15 protein-coding genes and 1 tRNA gene are annotated in these 14,952 nt (G+C 73.5%); 10 read left to right on the plus strand and 6 right to left on the minus strand.

Annotation, left to right across the window (positions count from 1 at the left end; all coding sequences use genetic code 11):
* Positions 1 to 210 precede the first annotated feature (210 nt).
* Both IFT77_RS12180 and IFT77_RS12185 read right to left on the minus strand, forming a co-directional pair.
* Entirely contained in the window at positions 211 to 1,086 is an 876-nt protein-coding gene (locus IFT77_RS12180) for a serine hydrolase (RefSeq protein WP_192170117.1), read from the minus strand.
* Positions 1,087 to 1,208: 122 nt separating this feature from the next.
* On the minus strand, positions 1,209 to 3,173 hold the full coding sequence (locus IFT77_RS12185) for a M13 family metallopeptidase (protein ID WP_192040512.1): 1,965 nt from the start codon (positions 3,171 to 3,173) through the stop codon (positions 1,209 to 1,211).
* 128 nt (positions 3,174 to 3,301) lie between these two features.
* Here IFT77_RS12185 and IFT77_RS12190 point away from each other — a divergent pair, with 128 nt between their 5' ends.
* Positions 3,302 to 4,567 (plus strand): uracil-xanthine permease family protein, encoded by a 1,266-nt coding sequence (locus tag IFT77_RS12190; RefSeq protein ID WP_192040511.1) that lies wholly within the window; start codon positions 3,302 to 3,304, stop codon positions 4,565 to 4,567.
* A 2-nt stretch (positions 4,568 to 4,569) separates the two neighbouring features.
* Positions 4,570 to 5,895 (plus strand): MATE family efflux transporter, encoded by a 1,326-nt coding sequence (locus tag IFT77_RS12195; RefSeq protein ID WP_371741041.1) that lies wholly within the window; start codon positions 4,570 to 4,572, stop codon positions 5,893 to 5,895.
* Positions 5,896 to 6,036: 141 nt separating this feature from the next.
* Here the strand turns inward: IFT77_RS12195 and IFT77_RS12200 are convergent, their stop codons facing one another.
* Complete coding sequence (locus IFT77_RS12200) at positions 6,037 to 7,104, minus strand: LacI family DNA-binding transcriptional regulator (protein ID WP_192170118.1); 1,068 nt, start codon at positions 7,102 to 7,104, stop codon at positions 6,037 to 6,039.
* Positions 7,105 to 7,184: 80 nt separating this feature from the next.
* Between IFT77_RS12200 and nucS the strand changes: the two genes are divergently transcribed.
* Genes nucS through IFT77_RS12215 form a run of 3 tightly spaced genes read left to right on the plus strand, consistent with a single transcriptional unit; the run spans position 7,185 to position 9,892 of the window.
* Positions 7,185 to 7,880 carry an endonuclease NucS gene (gene nucS, locus IFT77_RS12205; protein ID WP_123547425.1) on the plus strand — a complete coding sequence of 232 codons (696 nt, stop codon included), beginning with the start codon at positions 7,185 to 7,187 and terminating at the stop codon, positions 7,878 to 7,880.
* 48 nt (positions 7,881 to 7,928) lie between these two features.
* Positions 7,929 to 8,618, plus strand: coding sequence for an HAD hydrolase-like protein (locus IFT77_RS12210; protein WP_192040509.1), 690 nt, complete (start codon positions 7,929 to 7,931; stop codon positions 8,616 to 8,618).
* Positions 8,615 to 9,892 carry a CynX/NimT family MFS transporter gene (locus IFT77_RS12215; RefSeq protein ID WP_192170119.1) on the plus strand — a complete coding sequence of 426 codons (1,278 nt, stop codon included), beginning with the start codon at positions 8,615 to 8,617 and terminating at the stop codon, positions 9,890 to 9,892. Before IFT77_RS12210 ends, IFT77_RS12215 begins: the two co-directional genes overlap by 4 nt.
* A gap of 53 nt (positions 9,893 to 9,945) precedes the next feature.
* Here the strand turns inward: IFT77_RS12215 and IFT77_RS12220 are convergent, their stop codons facing one another.
* Positions 9,946 to 10,833 carry an NmrA family NAD(P)-binding protein gene (locus IFT77_RS12220; protein ID WP_192170120.1) on the minus strand — a complete coding sequence of 296 codons (888 nt, stop codon included), beginning with the start codon at positions 10,831 to 10,833 and terminating at the stop codon, positions 9,946 to 9,948.
* On the opposite strand from IFT77_RS12220, the gene IFT77_RS17235 reads away from it, so the two are divergent.
* Positions 10,832 to 10,954 carry a hypothetical protein gene (locus tag IFT77_RS17235; protein WP_256413418.1) on the plus strand — a complete coding sequence of 41 codons (123 nt, stop codon included), beginning with the start codon at positions 10,832 to 10,834 and terminating at the stop codon, positions 10,952 to 10,954. The genes IFT77_RS12220 and IFT77_RS17235 overlap by 2 nt on opposite strands.
* 54 nt (positions 10,955 to 11,008) lie before the next feature.
* Positions 11,009 to 11,923 (plus strand): cation diffusion facilitator family transporter, encoded by a 915-nt coding sequence (locus IFT77_RS12225; protein ID WP_192170121.1) that lies wholly within the window; start codon positions 11,009 to 11,011, stop codon positions 11,921 to 11,923.
* A 13-nt stretch (positions 11,924 to 11,936) separates the two neighbouring features.
* Here the strand turns inward: IFT77_RS12225 and IFT77_RS12230 are convergent, their stop codons facing one another.
* Positions 11,937 to 12,473: a universal stress protein gene (locus IFT77_RS12230; protein ID WP_192170122.1), complete on the minus strand. Its 537-nt coding sequence runs from the start codon at positions 12,471 to 12,473 to the stop codon at positions 11,937 to 11,939.
* A 159-nt stretch (positions 12,474 to 12,632) separates the two neighbouring features.
* On the opposite strand from IFT77_RS12230, the gene IFT77_RS12235 reads away from it, so the two are divergent.
* Positions 12,633 to 13,316: an SOS response-associated peptidase gene (locus tag IFT77_RS12235; protein ID WP_192170123.1), complete on the plus strand. Its 684-nt coding sequence runs from the start codon at positions 12,633 to 12,635 to the stop codon at positions 13,314 to 13,316.
* Positions 13,317 to 13,509: 193 nt separating this feature from the next.
* On the opposite strand, the gene IFT77_RS12240 is transcribed toward IFT77_RS12235, so the two are convergent.
* Positions 13,510 to 13,593, minus strand: a tRNA-Leu gene (locus IFT77_RS12240).
* Between the two features lie 109 nt (positions 13,594 to 13,702).
* Between IFT77_RS12240 and IFT77_RS12245 the strand changes: the two genes are divergently transcribed.
* Positions 13,703 to 14,416: a DUF3662 and FHA domain-containing protein gene (locus tag IFT77_RS12245; protein ID WP_123547418.1), complete on the plus strand. Its 714-nt coding sequence runs from the start codon at positions 13,703 to 13,705 to the stop codon at positions 14,414 to 14,416.
* Complete coding sequence (locus tag IFT77_RS12250; RefSeq protein WP_370544942.1) at positions 14,413 to 14,946, plus strand: FHA domain-containing protein; 534 nt, start codon at positions 14,413 to 14,415, stop codon at positions 14,944 to 14,946. The genes IFT77_RS12245 and IFT77_RS12250 overlap by 4 nt, the downstream gene beginning before the upstream one ends.
* Positions 14,947 to 14,952 lie beyond the last annotated feature (6 nt).

Genomic DNA, 14,952 nt, shown 5'->3' on the forward strand with positions numbered 1-14,952 from the left:
CCCGGCCCCTGGCGCTGCCGCTGTAGCTGTAGCTGTAGCTGTAGCTGTAGCTGTAGCTGTAGCTGTAGCTGCAGAACCCGACCTCGAGTGCTGCAATGACGGGAATTCCCCGTGTTGCAGAGCCTGCGAGGGCCGAACGGTCGGCATTTGCTGGTCGGCATTTGCCGGTAGGCACCTTCGAGGCGCGAGTGGACCGGGGCGGGCCGCGCGTCAGCGGACGCGCGCGAGCAGGTCGACGCCGACCGCTCGGGCCGCGGCGAGCACCCGGAGGCGGCGCTCGAGCGTGAGGTCGTCGAACGTCACCGTCACGGCGTAGGCCACGCCGCCCAGCGGCCCGCGCAGCACCCCGAGCTCGGAACGGACACCGCGGTCGCTGCCCACCGCGTTGACGAGCTGCAGGTCGTGGTCGGTCCGGCGGTGCGACACGGGGTCGAGGCCGAGGGGCGCCGCGACGAACGACAGGTCGACCCCGAGCGACAGCCAGCCGAGCACCCGGCTGCTGACCGCGGACCCGACCACCTGCCCCTGCGCGAGCAGGGCCGTCAGCTGGGCGAGTTCCCGGGTCGAGCCGACGGAGGGGGCAGGCGCGTCGTCGGGACCGCGCTCGGACCGGATCTCGTCGAGCAGTGCGGTGTTGCGCATGCCCAGGTCGGCGGCCCTGGCCCGGACCGCCTCGAGCCCGACCCTGGCGAGCAGCGCGTTGACGGCGGCGGGGTCGCGCACGGCCCCGACGAGGGCTGCCGCGTCGGTGACGGCCAGCCGACGTCGCTGCAGGTACGACCAGATGCCGCCGCCGCCGAGGGCCGCCCGGCTGCCCGGACCGGCGATGCGCTCGAGCTCGTCGAGGGCGCCGAGCTGACCTGCCTCGATCTGCGCGCTGACCTCGATCAGCAGCAGCACCGCTCCGAGCTGGCCGACGGGCAGCACGACGCGGTCGTCGACGGCGAGCAGCTCGGTGCCGTCATCGAGGTCCCAGACCGACGCCGAGACCCGCACGCCCTCGGCCGCGAGGTCGCCCAGGGCCGTCAGCGCGCGCCCGAGACCGGCCGGCGGCGAGGGCGGCGCGTGCCGCCCTGCCTCGACCACCTCGTCCGCCCGGCTGCTGTGTCGACCGGACCGGCCACCCCGACCCGGCACACCCTGACCGGGCAGCCCCTCATGGCCGGGCAGTCCCTCCTGGCCGATCGGGCCCTCCGCGGGCGGCACGGCTACCAGATCGTGACGCGCTGCTCGGCGGGGAGCCAGAGCGCGTCGGACTCCGTCAGCTCGAACGCGTCGTAGAAGTCGTCGATGTTGCGCACGATCTGGTTGCAGCGGAACTCGTTGGGCGAGTGCGGGTCGATCGACAGCAGCCGGATCGCCTCCTCGTCGCGGAGCTTGATCTGCCACGCCTGCGCCCAGCTGAGGAAGAAGCGCTGCGCCCCCGTCATCCCGTCGATCACCGGCGCCTCGGCGCCGTCGAGCGAGATCAAGTACGCGTCGTAGGCGATGGACAGCCCGCCGAGGTCGCCGATGTTCTCGCCGATCGTGAGCGCGCCGTTGACGTGGTGCTCGGGCACCTGTGCCGGGGCGAGGGCGTCGTACTGCGAGATGAGCGAGGTCGTGAGGCGCTCGAAGGCCTCGCGGTCCGCCGGCGTCCACCAGTCGGTGAGCTTGCCGTCGCCGTCGTACTTCGAGCCCTGGTCGTCGAAGCCGTGGCCGATCTCGTGCCCGATCACGGCACCGATGGCGCCGTAGTTGGCCGCGGCGTCGCGGCTCGCGTCGAAGAAGGGGAACTGGAGGATGGCCGCGGGGAACACGATCTCGTTGAAGCCGGGGTTGTAGTACGCGTTGATGGTCTGCGGCGTCATGAACCACTCGTCGCGGTCGATCGGCTGGCCGATCTTGCCCAGCTCGCGGTCGAAGCCGACGACGGCCGAGGCGCGGACGTTGCCGACGAGGTCGCCGGGGTCGACCTCGAGGGCCGAGTAGTCGCGCCACTTCACGGGGAAGCCGATCTTGGGCGTGAACTTCTCGAGCTTGTCGAGGGCGCGCGCCCGCGTCTCGTCGGTCATCCACGACAGGTCGGCGATGCTGCGACGGTAGGCCTCGACGAGGTTCTCGACCAGCACGTCCATCGCCTCCTTCGCCTCGGGCGCGAAGTGGCGCTCGACGTAGATGCGGCCGACGGCCTCGCCCATGGCGCCCTCGACGAACGAGACGCCGCGCTTCCAGCGGGCCCGCTGCACGGGGGTGCCCGTCAGGGTGCGCCCGTAGAAGTCGAAGTTCGCCTCGACGAAGGCCGACGACAGGTACGCGGCGAACGAGCGGACGACCTGCCAGCGCAGCCAGTCCTGCCAGGCCGGGAGGTGCTCGTCGGTCATCAGCCCGGCGAGGCCCGTCACGAACGAGGGCTCGCGCACGACGACCTCGTCGAACACGCCGGCGGGCGCGCCCACCGCGACGCGCCACACGTCGAGGTCGACGCCCTCGGCGAGCGCGGCCGCCTCGGACCACGGCAGCAGGTTGTAGGTCGCGTCGCTGTCGCGGGTGGCGACGTTGTCCCAGTGGTGCGACGCGATGGCGGTCTCGAGCTGCATCACGCGTGACGCCCGCTCGTCGGCGTCGTCGAGGCCCGCGAGTCCCAGCATGCGCGAGACGAAGGCCACGTAGGAGGTGCGGATCGCCTCGCTCTTCTCCTCGCGGTAGTACGACTCGTCGGGCAGCCCCAGGCCGCCCTGCTCGACCTGCACGACGTACCGCGTGGGGTCGCCCGGGTCGTTGTCGACGAAGAGCTGGACGAAGCTCGCGACGCCCTGCTTCTCGAAGGCGCCGACGAGGCGGAGCAGCCCGGGCACGTCGTCGACGGACGCGACCGTCTCGAGGAGCGGGCGCAGCGGCTCGGCGCCGAGCGCCTCCACCCGGGCCTCGTCGGTGAAGCTGGTGAACAGGTCGCCGACCTTGCGGGCCTCGGTGCCCGGCTCGGCCGACTGCGACTCGTGCACGATGTCGCGGACCGCCGCCTCCGCCTCTTCTGCGAGGAGGTAGAAGGAGCCGTAGCGCGCCTTGTCGTCGGGGATCTCGGTCCGCTCGATCCACCGCCCGTTGACGTGGCGGAACAGGTCGTCCTGAGGGCGCACGCCCGGGTCGAGCTCGTCGGTGGTGATGCCGGAGGACAGCGCGTCGGTCGTCATGTCCGTCAGCCTAGGCGGGGCCGGCGACGCCGCGCCCGACGCGGCAGGGCCTGTGCAGAGCGCCCTGCCCCTCCACAGGCGCGGTGCAGGAAACGAGCAGGAAACAGCGCGCCGCTACAGTTCTGCCCATGGCACTCCCCTGGGCACTGCACGGCGACGGCAAGACGGTCGACTCCACCGAGATCGTCGCCCCGGAGGAGCGGCTCACCTGGCCGCGCACCATCGGCCTGGGCGGTCAGCACGTCGTCGCCATGTTCGGCGCGACGTTCCTCGTGCCGATCATCACGGGCTTCCCGCCGAGCACGACCCTGCTCTTCTCGGGCATCGGCACGCTGCTGTTCCTCATCATCACGAAGAACAAGCTGCCGAGCTACCTCGGCTCGTCGTTCGCGTTCCTCGCGCCCATCGGCGCCGCGACGGCGGTCGGCGGGATCCCGCTCGCGCTCAGCGGGATCATCGTCGTCGGCGCCCTGCTGGCGATCGTCGGCGTCGTCGTGCACCTCGCCGGCACGCGCTGGATCAACGCCCTGCTCCCCCCGGTGGTCAGCGGTGCCATCGTCGCCCTGATCGGCTTCAACCTGGCGCCCGCGGCGCGCGACAACTTCGCGCAGGCGCCGCTCACCGCCGTCATCACGCTCGCCGCCGTCGTGCTCAGCGCCGTGCTCTTCAAGGGCCTCCTCGGCCGCCTGTCGATCTTCGTCGGCGTCGTCGTCGGCTACGTCGCCGCCGTGCTGCTCGGCGAGGTCGACTTCAGCGCCGTCGGCGATGCCGCCTGGATCGGGCTGCCGACCTTCACGGCGCCCGCGTTCGACCTGGCCCAGCTGCCGATCTACCTCGGGTTCCTGCCCGTCGTGCTCGCCCTCATCGCCGAGAACGTCGGCCACGTGAAGGGCGTCGGGCAGCTGACGAAGCGCGACCTCGACCCGCTGACCGGCCGTGCCCTCTTCGCCGACGGCCTGAGCACCGTGCTCGCCGGTCTCGGCGGCGGCTCGGCGACCACCACCTACGGCGAGAACATCGGCGTGATGAGCGCCACGCGCGTGTTCTCGACCGCCGCCTACTGGGTCGCGGGCGTCGTCGCGATCCTCCTCGGCCTCTCGCCCAAGATCGGCGCCGTGATCTTCACCATCCCGCCGGGGGTCCTCGGCGGCGTGACGACGGCGCTGTACGGCCTGATCGGCGTCATCGGCATCCGCATCTGGGTCGAGAACAAGGTCGACTTCAGCCGCCCGAAGAACCAGCTGACGGCCGGCGTCGCCCTGATCATGGGCATCGCCGACTTCACCTTCGCGCTCGGCGGCGCGAGCTTCGGGGGCATCATCCTCGGCACCGTCGCCGCGATCGTCGTCTACCACCTGATGACCGTGGTCGGCCGCCTCCGCGGCACCGACTAGACGTGCGCCTCCGGTCGCCGCTCGACCGCGAGATCCTCCGCCTGGCCGTGCCCGCGCTGGGCGCGCTCGTGGCCGAGCCGCTGTTCCTCCTCACCGACACGGCCCTCGTCGGGCACCTCGGCTCCGTGCCCCTCGCGGGCCTGGGCGTCGCGAGCGTGATCCTGCAGACGGCCCTCGGCCTGCTGATCTTCCTCGCCTACGCGACGACCCCGACCGTCGCTCGGCGCCTGGGCGCGGGCGACCGCCGCGGAGCGATCCGCGCCGGCGTCGACGGCCTGTGGTTCGCCCTGTTCGTCGGCGTCGCCATCGCCGTGGCCGGGGCGTTCGTCGCCGAGCCGCTCGTCGGCCTCTTCGGGGTCGACGCCGACGTGGCCCGCGCCGCGACGACCTACCTCTCCGTCTCGCTGATCGGCCTGCCGGGCATGCTGGTCGTCATCGCGGCGACGGGCCTGCTCCGCGGCCTGCAGGACACCCGCACGCCGCTCGTCGTCGCCGGCGTCGGGTTCGCCGCGAACGCCGCCCTCAACGCGCTCTTCCTCTACGGCTTCGGCTGGGGCATCGCCGGCTCCGCGGCCGGCACGGTCGTCGCGCAGTGGGGCATGGCCGCCGTCTACGTCGTCATCGCCGTCCGGGCGGCGCGCGACGTCGGGGCCGACCTGCGTCCCGGCCTCGCCGGGGTGGGCCGGACCGCCCGCTCGGGCGCGTGGCTGCTCGTGCGGAACGCGGGTCTGCGGGCCGCGCTCGTCGCGACCGTCGCGGCCGCCGCCTCCTCGGGGGTCGCCGGGCTCGCGGCGATCCAGATCGCGCTGACCCTGTTCAGCACGCTCGCGTTCGCCCTCGATGCCCTCGCGATCGCGGGGCAGGCGATGGTCGGGCACGCGCTCGGCCAGGGCGACCGCGACCGCGTGCGGGCGATCACTCGGCGGCTCGTGCTGTTCGGCGGCGGCGGTGGCGTGCTGCTCGGCGCCCTGCTCGCCGCGCTCGCGCCGGTGCTCGCGCCCGTCTTCAGCAGCGACGAGGGCGTCCGGGCCCTGCTGCCCTCGGTCGTGGTCGCGATGGCCGTCGGGATCCCGCTGGCCGGCTTCGTCTTCGTGCTCGACGGGGTGCTGCTCGGCGCCGGCGACGCGCGGTACCTCGCCGTCGCGAGCGTCGTCAGCGTGCTGGTCTACCTCGCGCTGCTGCTCCCGGTGGAGGCGCGGGTCGGTCCCGGGACGGCCGGTGCGGTCGCGCTCTGGCTCACGTTCGGCCTCGGCTACATCGGTGCCCGTGCGGTCACGCTCGGCCTGCGCACCCGCACCGACCGGTGGATGGTGGTCGGCGCGCGCTGACCGGCGACCGCGGCGTCAGGCGCGCGTCACTCGCCATCCTCGGGGTCGACTTGCCCCGAACTGTCGCCCGGCGGGCTGGCGAGCAGCCGTTCGGGGCAACTCGAGATGCCGGTGCTCGGAACGAGCCGGGGACGGGCGTGCTCAGGCGCGCGGCGGAGCCGTCGTCGAGCCCGGGCGGAACACGCTGGTGAAGATCGTGCCCGTGGCGGCCTCGCCGGCGAGCAGCGCGAGCACGGCGCGACCGGCCGCGCGGCCCTTCTCGACGGCGGGCTGCACCACCGTGGTGAGGTCGGCGGCCCGGGGGTCGTCGAGCCGCACCCCGTCGTAGCCCACGACGCTGAGGTCGCCGGGCACCGAGAGGCCCAGGTCGGCCGCCGCGGCGATGACGCCCGAGGCCAGCAGGTCGCTCTGGGCGATGATCGCCGTCGGGCGCTCGGACGCGGGCACGTCGAGCAGCTGCGTGCCGGCCCGGTGCCCCTCGGACGTCCAGCTGCCACGTGTGACGAGCCCGCCGGCGTCGGGGTAGACCAGGCGCGTGCCGCGCAGCCGCTCGAGGGCAGGCCAGGTCGTGCCCGCCGCGACCCGTGCGTCGGTGATCCCCCCGGTCTCGCGACCCGGGCCCAGCTCGAGCGCGACGACGGCGACGCGGCGGTGGCCGAGGTCGTGGAGGTGCTGCGCCAGCAGCCGGGACGCGCCCACGTTGTCCTCGCCGATGTCGAGCACGCCCTCCATCGGCGGCGCCTCGATCGACACCAGCGGGATGCCGCGACGTCGCACCGTCGACACGGAGGCGTCGAGGCGCGTGCTGCAGCCGAACAGCACGAGCGCGTCGACCGGGGCGTCGAGCAGGCGCGTGTGCTCGCCCTCGGTCTCGGTGAGCAGCAGCAGGCTGTTGTCGGCGGGGCCCGTGACGTCGGCGATGCCGTCGAGCATCGCCACGTTGATCGGGTCCCGGAAGGCGTTGCTCAGGGTGTCCTCGAGGACGGCGCCGACGATGCCCGAGCGGCCGCGGCGCAGCGACCGCGCGCGGGGGTCGGGCCCGCCGTAGCCGAGGTCGGCGGCGACGGCCAGCACGCGGCTGCGCGTCTCGTCCGAGACGGGGCCGGCACCGCTGAAGGCCAAGGAGGCGGTGCTCGCGCTGACCCCGGCCGCCCGCGCGACCGCGGCGAGGGTCGGCCTCGCGGCGACGTCGCCCTCTGCCCGGCTCATGGTGCCGCAGCCTAGCCGACGGCCCCGGGGCAGAGCCGGGCCCGGACGGCGCCGGACCGCGCGGACCGTAGGATCGTCGGGTGCGTCTCGTCATTGCCCGCTGCTCGGTCGACTACGCCGGCCGGCTCAGCGCCCACCTCCCCCTCGCCACCCGCCTGCTCATGGTCAAGAGCGACGGCAGCCTGCTGGTCCACTCCGACGGCGGCAGCTACAAGCCGCTGAACTGGATGAGCCCGCCGTGCACGCTGACCGTGCTCGAGCCCGACGCCGACCAGCAGGAGGCGGGGGTCGTCGAGCTCTGGAAGGTCACGCAGGCGAAGACCGCCGACATCCTCGTCGTGTCGATCCACGAGGTGCTGCACGACTCGTCCCACGAGATGGGCGTCGACCCCGGGCTCACGAAGGACGGCGTCGAGGCCGACCTGCAGAAGCTGCTCGCCGAGCAGATCGACCTGCTGGGCGAGGGGCACGTGCTCGTCCGCCGCGAGTACATGACTGCGATCGGACCGGTCGACATCCTCGCCCGGGACGCCTCCGGCGCCGCCGTGGCCGTCGAGCTCAAGCGCCGCGGCGACATCGACGGGGTCGAGCAGCTGACGCGCTACCTCGAGCTGATGAACCGCGACCCGCACCTGGCACCCGTCACCGGCGTCTTCGCCGCACAGGAGATCAAGCCGCAGGCCCGCACCCTCGCGCACGACCGAGGCATCCGCACCCTGCTGCTCGACTACGACGCGATGCGCGGGCTCGACGACTCGCACTCGCGGCTGTTCTAGCGGCTCCGGCCGCGGCCGGAGCTCCGCGGCGCTCGTAAGCTGGAGGGGATGACTCCCTCCTACACGGCCGTCCTGTTCGACCTCGACGGCACGATCGCCGACTCGGCGCCGGCGATCACGGCCAGCCTCGCGCACACCATCGCCTCGCTCGGCCTGCCCGTGCCCGAGCAGTCCGAGCTGATGGCCTGGGTCGGCCCGCCCCTGCCGCAGAGCTTCGAGGTGCGCCTCGGCCTGACCGGCGACCGCCTCGCGGAGGCGATGCGCACCTACCGCGCGCACTACCTCGCGAACGGCGCCCTCGAGGGCGAGATCTTCCCCGGGGTCCGCGACCTGCTCGCCAGCGTGCACGCCGCGGGGCTGCCCACGTCGACGGCCACCTCGAAGCCCGAGACCCCGGCCACCAAGATCCTCGAGGCGCACGACCTCGTGCAGTACCTCGACCTGATCACCGGGGCGTCCGACGACGAGGTGCGCAACACGAAGGCCGACGTCGTCGCCGAGGCCCTCCGCCGCCTGCGCGAGCGCGGCGCCGACGTCTCGCGTCCGGTGCTGATCGGCGACCGCCACCACGACGTCGAGGGCGCGGCCGAGCACGACGTGCCGACCATCCTCGTGACCTGGGGCTACGGCGAGCCCGCCGAGCACGTCGGCGCCGTCGCCGTCGCCTCCGACGTGCGCGAGGTGGCCGACCTGCTCGGCATCGAGCTCGTCACGGCACCCGTGCGCGGCGCGGCGTGAGGCAGGCCGGCTCGGCCGCGGTCCGCTCGCCCGCCGCCTGGCTGCTCACCCTCGCGATCGTCCTCATCGCGCTCAACCTGCGCGGCCCCATCGTCGCGACGGCGCCCGTCCTCGGCCAGATGAGCGCCGACCTCGGCCTCACCGCCGTGGTCGCCGGGCTGCTGACCAGCATCCCCGTGCTCTGCTTCGCCCTCGCGAGCCCGCTCGCCTCGAGCCTGATCGTCAAGGTCGGCGCCGAGCGCGCCGTCAGCATCGGCCTCGCCGGGGTCCTGCTCGGCACCGTGCTGCGCGCCCTCGGCACCTCGTCCTGGCTCTACGTCGGCACGATCGTGATCGGCATCGCGATCACCGTTGGCAACGTCGTGCTGCCGGTCATCATCCGGCGCGACTACACGCCCGAGCGCGCGGGCTTCGTCACGGGCATCTACACGTCGGCGCTCAACGTCGGGTCGATGATCACGTCGCTGGCGACCGCGCCGATCGCCTCGGTCGTCGGCTGGCCGGCCGCGCTGGTCGGCTGGGGGCTGCTCGCCGTGCTGGCGGTGGCCGTGTGGGCCGTCGCCGTCGGGCCGCGGGTCGCGCTCGGCGTGGGGGCACGGGCCGGGAGCGGGGCGGTCGACGCAGGAGGCGCCTCCTCGGCCGACGTCATGACCGGCGGCATCGACGTCGTCGAGGCCGCCGCCCACGAGGCCGACGCGGAGGCGCGGCGCCGGCCGCTGCTGCGCCGCTGGACCACCTGGGGCCTCACCCTCGCCTTCGCAGGCCAGGCCTTCGCCTACTACGGGCTCACCGCGTGGATGCCCACGCTGCTCGGCGACGAGATCGGCCTCACCCGCGAGGCCGCCGGGGCGAGCTCGTCGGTGTTCCAGATCATGGCGGTCGTCGGGGCGCTCGGCGTCCCGCTGCTCGCCCTGCGCTGGCGCCCGTCCGCGGTCATCGCGCTGATCGGCGTGCTCTGGACGGCCATGCCGCTCGGCCTCTTCTTCGCGCCCGAGCACTGGCTGATCTGGTCGATCTTCGGCGGCGCGGCCCAGGGCGGCGGCATCACGATCATCTTCATCGTGATCGTGCGGATGGCCACGACCGGCGACGACGCCCGCCGCCTCTCGGCCCTCGTGCAGGGCGGCGGCTACGCCATCGCCTCGCTAGGGCCGCTGGCGATCGGCGGGCTGCACGACGCCTCCGGCGGGTGGGAGCTGCCGATGGTCGGGATCTTCGTGTCGGTGCTCGTGCTCGGGGTCAGCGGCGTGCTGTCCGCGCGACGCGTCCGCTGAGCCGGCGGGAACCCGCCAGCATGGCAGGCAGCAGTACGCGGCAGCGCGGCGGCTCAGGCGCCGCGCGGGCCGAAGAGGGTCTCGATCGTCAACGGGTCGTGGCCGGTGAGGTCGCGCACGTCGGTCGTGACGCGGGACACCTCGCCCGACGCGATCGACGTGTACGTGCTGACCCACGCGTCGGCCTGCCACGGCTCGGGCTGCCAGCGCTCGCGTGAGGCGTACGCCTCGTCGAGCGTCTCGTCGGCGAAGGAGAACGGCCGGCCGAGCGCGCCGGCCAGGCGTGCCGCGGCCTCCTCGAGGCTGACCGCCTCCGAGCCGGTCAGCTCGTAGGTCGCACCGGCGTGCGCCGACGGCTCCTGCAGCACGGCCGAGACCACGTCCGCGACGTCCGCCCGCGCGACCGCGGCGACGCGCCCCGACCCGGCGGGCCCGCGGAGCACGCCCTGCTCGTCCGCGAACTCGGGCAGCACGTCGAGGTAGAAGGAGTCGCGCAGCAGGGTGACCTGCATGCCCGACGCGCGCAGCGCCTCCTCGGTGGCCCAGTGGTCGCGGGCGAGGGTGAAGACGGCGTCGGGGGCCGCGCCCTGGAACGACGTGTAGACGACGTGGCCCACGCCGGCCTCGGCGGCCGCCGCGACGAAGTCCAGGTGCTGGGCCCGCCGGTCGGGCGCCTCGGCCGCCGACACCATGAAGAGGACGTCGACGCCGCGCAGCGCCGCGACGGAGGCCTCGTGGTCGCCGTAGGTCGCCTCCGCCACCTCGGCTCCCTCCAGGCGGGGCGCCCTCGAGGCGTCGCGGACGACCAGGCGCTGCCGGACGCCGGCCGCGGCGAGCGCCGCCGCGACACGGCCGCCCACGGCACCGGTCGAGCCGGTCACGCCGACGAGCGGACCGGACGAGGAGGGGCGGGGGACGGAGGAGGCGCCGGTGTCGGTCATGACGCTCCCAACGACCGAGGCGCCTCCTGTGTTCCCCCTCTCGGCCTGGGTCGCGCAGTCGGGAACGATCCTCGTCATCGACTGGCTCGCACACCTGTCGAGCGTCGGTCGCCGCCGGTAGGGTCGACGACGGCCAGCACCCGGCGGGCCGACCGGGTGACGTGAGGAGCGACGCATGGGCCACGACCACGCGCACGGCCACATGGCCGCCGACGGCCGTCGCCTGCGCCTCGCGATCGGCGTCATCGCCCTGGGCCTCGTCGCCCAGCTCGTCGGTGCGGCCCTCTCCGGCTCGCTCGCGCTGCTCGCCGACTCCGGCCACATGGCCTCCGACCTGGCCGGCCTCGTCATCGCACTGTTGGCGACGATCGTCGCCGCCCGCCCCGCGAGCGGCCGTCAGACCTACGGCTACCGACGCGCCGAGGTCTTCGCGGCGCTGATCAACGGCCTCGTGCTCGTCGCCGTCTCGCTCTCGGTGGCCGTCGCCGCCGTGTCGCGGCTCCTCGACCCGAGCCACCTCGAGGTGCTGGGCCTGCCGATGCTCGTCGTCGGCCTCGTGGGCGGGGCGACCAACGTCGTGGCGCTGCTCGTGCTGCGCGGCGGCGCCTCCCACTCGATCAACATGCGCGGCGCCTACCTCGAGGTGCTCGGCGACCTGCTCGGGTCGGCGGCGGTCGTCGTCGCCTCGGTCGTCGTGCTGACGACGGGCTTCGCCCAGGCCGACTCGGTGGGCTCGCTAATCATCGCGGCCATGATCGTGCCGCGGGCGTGGTCGCTGCTGCGCGAGGCCGTCCGCGTGCTCTTCGGCTCGGCGCCGGGCGACATCGACCTCGCGGCCGTGCGCACGCACATCACCGACACGCCCGGGGTGGTCTCCGCCCACGACGTGCACGCCTGGCAGATCACCAGCGGCGCGACCGTCTTCTCGGCGCACGTCGTCGTCGAGCGCGACGTCTTTTGCGACATGCGCGTCGACGAGACCCTCGACGCCCTCGACAGGTGCCTCGCGTCGCACTTTGAGGTCGAGCACGCGACGTTCCAGCTCGAGCCGGCCGACCACGCCGAGCACGAGCGCACCACCCACGCCTGAGCCGGAGGCGCCGCTACAGCTCGTCCTCCCACGGCAGCGCCTGGGCGCGCGACACGGGTGCGAGCGGCACGACGACCACCGGTCGCGTCTGCCGGTGGCTGAGGTGCAGCGCCACGGAGCCGGCGAAGAACTCGCGCAGGCTCCCCCGGAGCCCCGCCTCCCGGCTGCCCACCACGATCATCGGTGCGTCGATCGACCCGGCGAACGACGCGAGGCCGGTCGCCGGGTCGCCGGTGAGGGCCACGAAGGCGACGGGCCCGGCGTGGTCGACGAGCACCGTGAGGAGGCGCTCGCGCAGCTCCGGCTCGAACGTGATCTCGTCGGCCCAGTCCTCCGGCGCGATCGGGTACGAGAGCACGGTCCCGTCGATGCTCTCCGCGAACGCCATCCGGTCGGGCTCGACGGCCACGCAGGCGAGCCCGGTGCCGAACCGGCGCGCGAACTCCGCGGCCCGGGCGACGACGGCCTCGGCGGTGGCGGGGACGACGCCCACGACCACCCAGCCGCGCAGCTCCTCCGCCGGGTCCGGGATCTCTCCTGAGCGAGCCACGGCGACCACCTCTCCTGCTCCCGAGCGGCGGCGGCGCCGCCGCGCGTGGCCACAGTGAACCACGCGGGTGCCCCCGAGGGGAACCGTCAGGCGCCCCGCCGACAGAGGGCCACGGTCCGGCCTCTTCCCCCGACGTCCCGACGGGAGCAGACTGACGCCATGTGCGGCCGCTACGTCATCGCGAAGGCCACGTCGGACCTGATGCCCGACCTGCTCGCCGGCCTCGGGACCCTGCCGGACGACTTCAACGTCGCCCCGACCACGACCGTGCCCGTGGTGCGCACGCGGCACGGCGAGCGCGAGCTCGCCCAGGCACGCTGGGGGCTGACGCCCTCGTGGTACCCCGACCTGAAGAAGCGGCCCCAGCCGATCAACGCCCGCGTCGAGACGGTCGCGACGAGCGGGATGTTCCGACGGCCGTTCGCGCAGGCACGCTGCATCGTGCCGGCCCTCGGCTACTACGAGTGGGTCGTCACCGAGACGGGCAAGCAGCCGCACTTCGTGCACCAGCCGGACGCTGGCCTCGCGATGGCCGGCGTGATGAGCGCGTGGCCCGACCCCGGCAAGGACGAGGACGACCCGACGCGGTGGGTGCTCTCGATGTCGATCATCACCCGCGACGCCCACGTCGCACCCGGCGAGGTCCACGACCGGATGCCGTCTTGTCTCACGCCCGACGCCTACGACGACTGGCTGGGCGACCACCTCGACACGGGAGAGCTGCTCTCGCTGCTCGACCGCGCCTCCTTCGAGGTGGCCCACGACCTCGTGCACCACGAGGTCACGCGCGACGTCGGCTCGGTGCGCAACACCGGCCCCCGCCTGATCGCCCCGCTCGCCTGACCCCGCAGCGCCGCAGGGGTGAGCCGTCTTCGCGGCGTCGCACCGCAGGGGCGGCGGCGCGACAGAAGGCACGGCGAACGAAAAAGGCCCTCCTACAGGAGGGCCTCTCGACGCTGCGCCGCAGGGGCGGCGGCGCAGCCAGAAGGCACCGCGAATGAAAAAGGCCCTCCAGAGGAGGGCCTTTTCGTTCGCGTGCGCGAGGGGGGACTTGAACCCCCACGCCCTTTCGAGCACTGGCACCTGAAGCCAGCGCGTCTGCCAATTCCGCCACTCGCGCGAACTCGAGAACATTATCATGTCCGAGCGCCCCGTCAGAGCACCTGCGGGGGCCGTCCACGCCGTCCGGCTAAGATCGGGCGACCAGCGACCCCCGAACCTGGAGACCCATGGGACTGCTCGACAACTTCGAACGCGGGCTGGAGCGCGCCGTGAACGGCGCCTTCGCCAAGACGTTCCGTTCGAGCGTGCAGCCCCTCGAGATCACGAGCGCGCTGCGGCGCGAGCTCGACACGAAGGCGGCGGTGGTCTCCCGTGACCGCATCCTCGTGCCGAACGAGCTCCTGGTCCGGCTGTCCCCGGCCGACCACGAGGCGATGGCCTCCGTGGGTCCCGCCCTGATCGACGAGCTCACGCAGCTCACGCAGCGTCACGCGACGGCGCAGGGCTACCAGTTCGCCGGTCCGCTCCGGGTCCAGCTCCGGGAGGACGAGGCCCTGAGCGTCGGCATCCTCGCCGTCGACTCGCGCAACGTGCAGGGCGACGTGAAGTGGCGCCCGTTCGTCGACGTCGACGGCACGCGCCACGCCATCACCGGCCAGCGCACCGTCATCGGCCGCGGCAGCGACGCGGACATCACCGTGCAGGACACGGGCACGAGCCGCAAGCACGTCGAGATCCTCTGGGACGGCCAGCGCGCGCAGGCTCGCGACCTGGGCTCCACGAACGGCTCGAAGCTGAACGGCGCACCGCTCTCGAAGGCGGCCCTGCAGCCCGACTCGGTCATCGAGATCGGTCGTACGCGTATCGTGTTCCGGGTGCTCCCCCAGTCATCGACGCCCGACCCCTTCGACGGGCCCGACGTCCGAGGGGGATCCTGGTGACCAGTGAGCTGACCCTCTTCGCCCTCCGCTTCGCCTTCCTGGCCGTGCTGTGGCTCTTCGTCTTCGCCGTCGTCTTCGCCCTGCGGTCCGACCTCTTCGGCCAGCGCGCGCGCAAGATGCCGACCGACCAGCAGCCGGGACGAGCCTCGTCGGCCGCCGCCGCGCCTCCTGCGCCCCGGCCCGTGTCCACGCCGGCGCCCGCGCAGCAGCGCCCTCCTGCCGCCCCCTCGTCCGACGGGGCCGCGACGCGCCTCGTCATCACGAAGGGCGCCAAGGCGGGCCTCGAGATGCCGCTCGGCGACGGCCCCCTCACGATCGGTCGGTCGCAGGAGAGCAACCTGGTGATCCGCGACGACTACACCTCGACGCACCACGCCCGGCTGATGCTCTGGAACGGACGCTGGGTCGTGCAAGATCTGGACAGCACGAACGGGACGTTCCTCGCGGACGAGCGCGTCACCGTCCCCACTCCGGTGCCGACGGGCGCCACGGTGACGATCGGGCAGACGAGCTTCGAGCTGCGACGGTAGCCGCCC

The sequence above is a fragment of the Frigoribacterium sp. CFBP 13729 genome (assembly GCF_014841875.1).
Lineage (GTDB): Bacteria > Actinomycetota > Actinomycetes > Actinomycetales > Microbacteriaceae > Frigoribacterium.

Coding starts and splice junctions, on each gene's coding strand:
- IFT77_RS12185 (WP_192040512.1), bottom strand. CDS start 3,173: ATGACGACCGACGCGCTGTCCTCCGGCATCACCACCGACGAGCTCGAC.
- IFT77_RS12190 (WP_192040511.1), top strand. CDS start 3,302: ATGGCACTCCCCTGGGCACTGCACGGCGACGGCAAGACGGTCGACTCC.
- IFT77_RS12200 (WP_192170118.1), bottom strand. CDS start 7,104: ATGAGCCGGGCAGAGGGCGACGTCGCCGCGAGGCCGACCCTCGCCGCG.
- IFT77_RS12210 (WP_192040509.1), top strand. CDS start 7,929: ATGACTCCCTCCTACACGGCCGTCCTGTTCGACCTCGACGGCACGATC.
- IFT77_RS17235 (WP_256413418.1), top strand. CDS start 10,832: ATGACGCTCCCAACGACCGAGGCGCCTCCTGTGTTCCCCCTCTCGGCC.
- IFT77_RS12220 (WP_192170120.1), bottom strand. CDS start 10,833: ATGACCGACACCGGCGCCTCCTCCGTCCCCCGCCCCTCCTCGTCCGGT.
- IFT77_RS12225 (WP_192170121.1), top strand. CDS start 11,009: ATGGGCCACGACCACGCGCACGGCCACATGGCCGCCGACGGCCGTCGC.
- IFT77_RS12235 (WP_192170123.1), top strand. CDS start 12,633: ATGTGCGGCCGCTACGTCATCGCGAAGGCCACGTCGGACCTGATGCCC.
- IFT77_RS12245 (WP_123547418.1), top strand. CDS start 13,703: ATGGGACTGCTCGACAACTTCGAACGCGGGCTGGAGCGCGCCGTGAAC.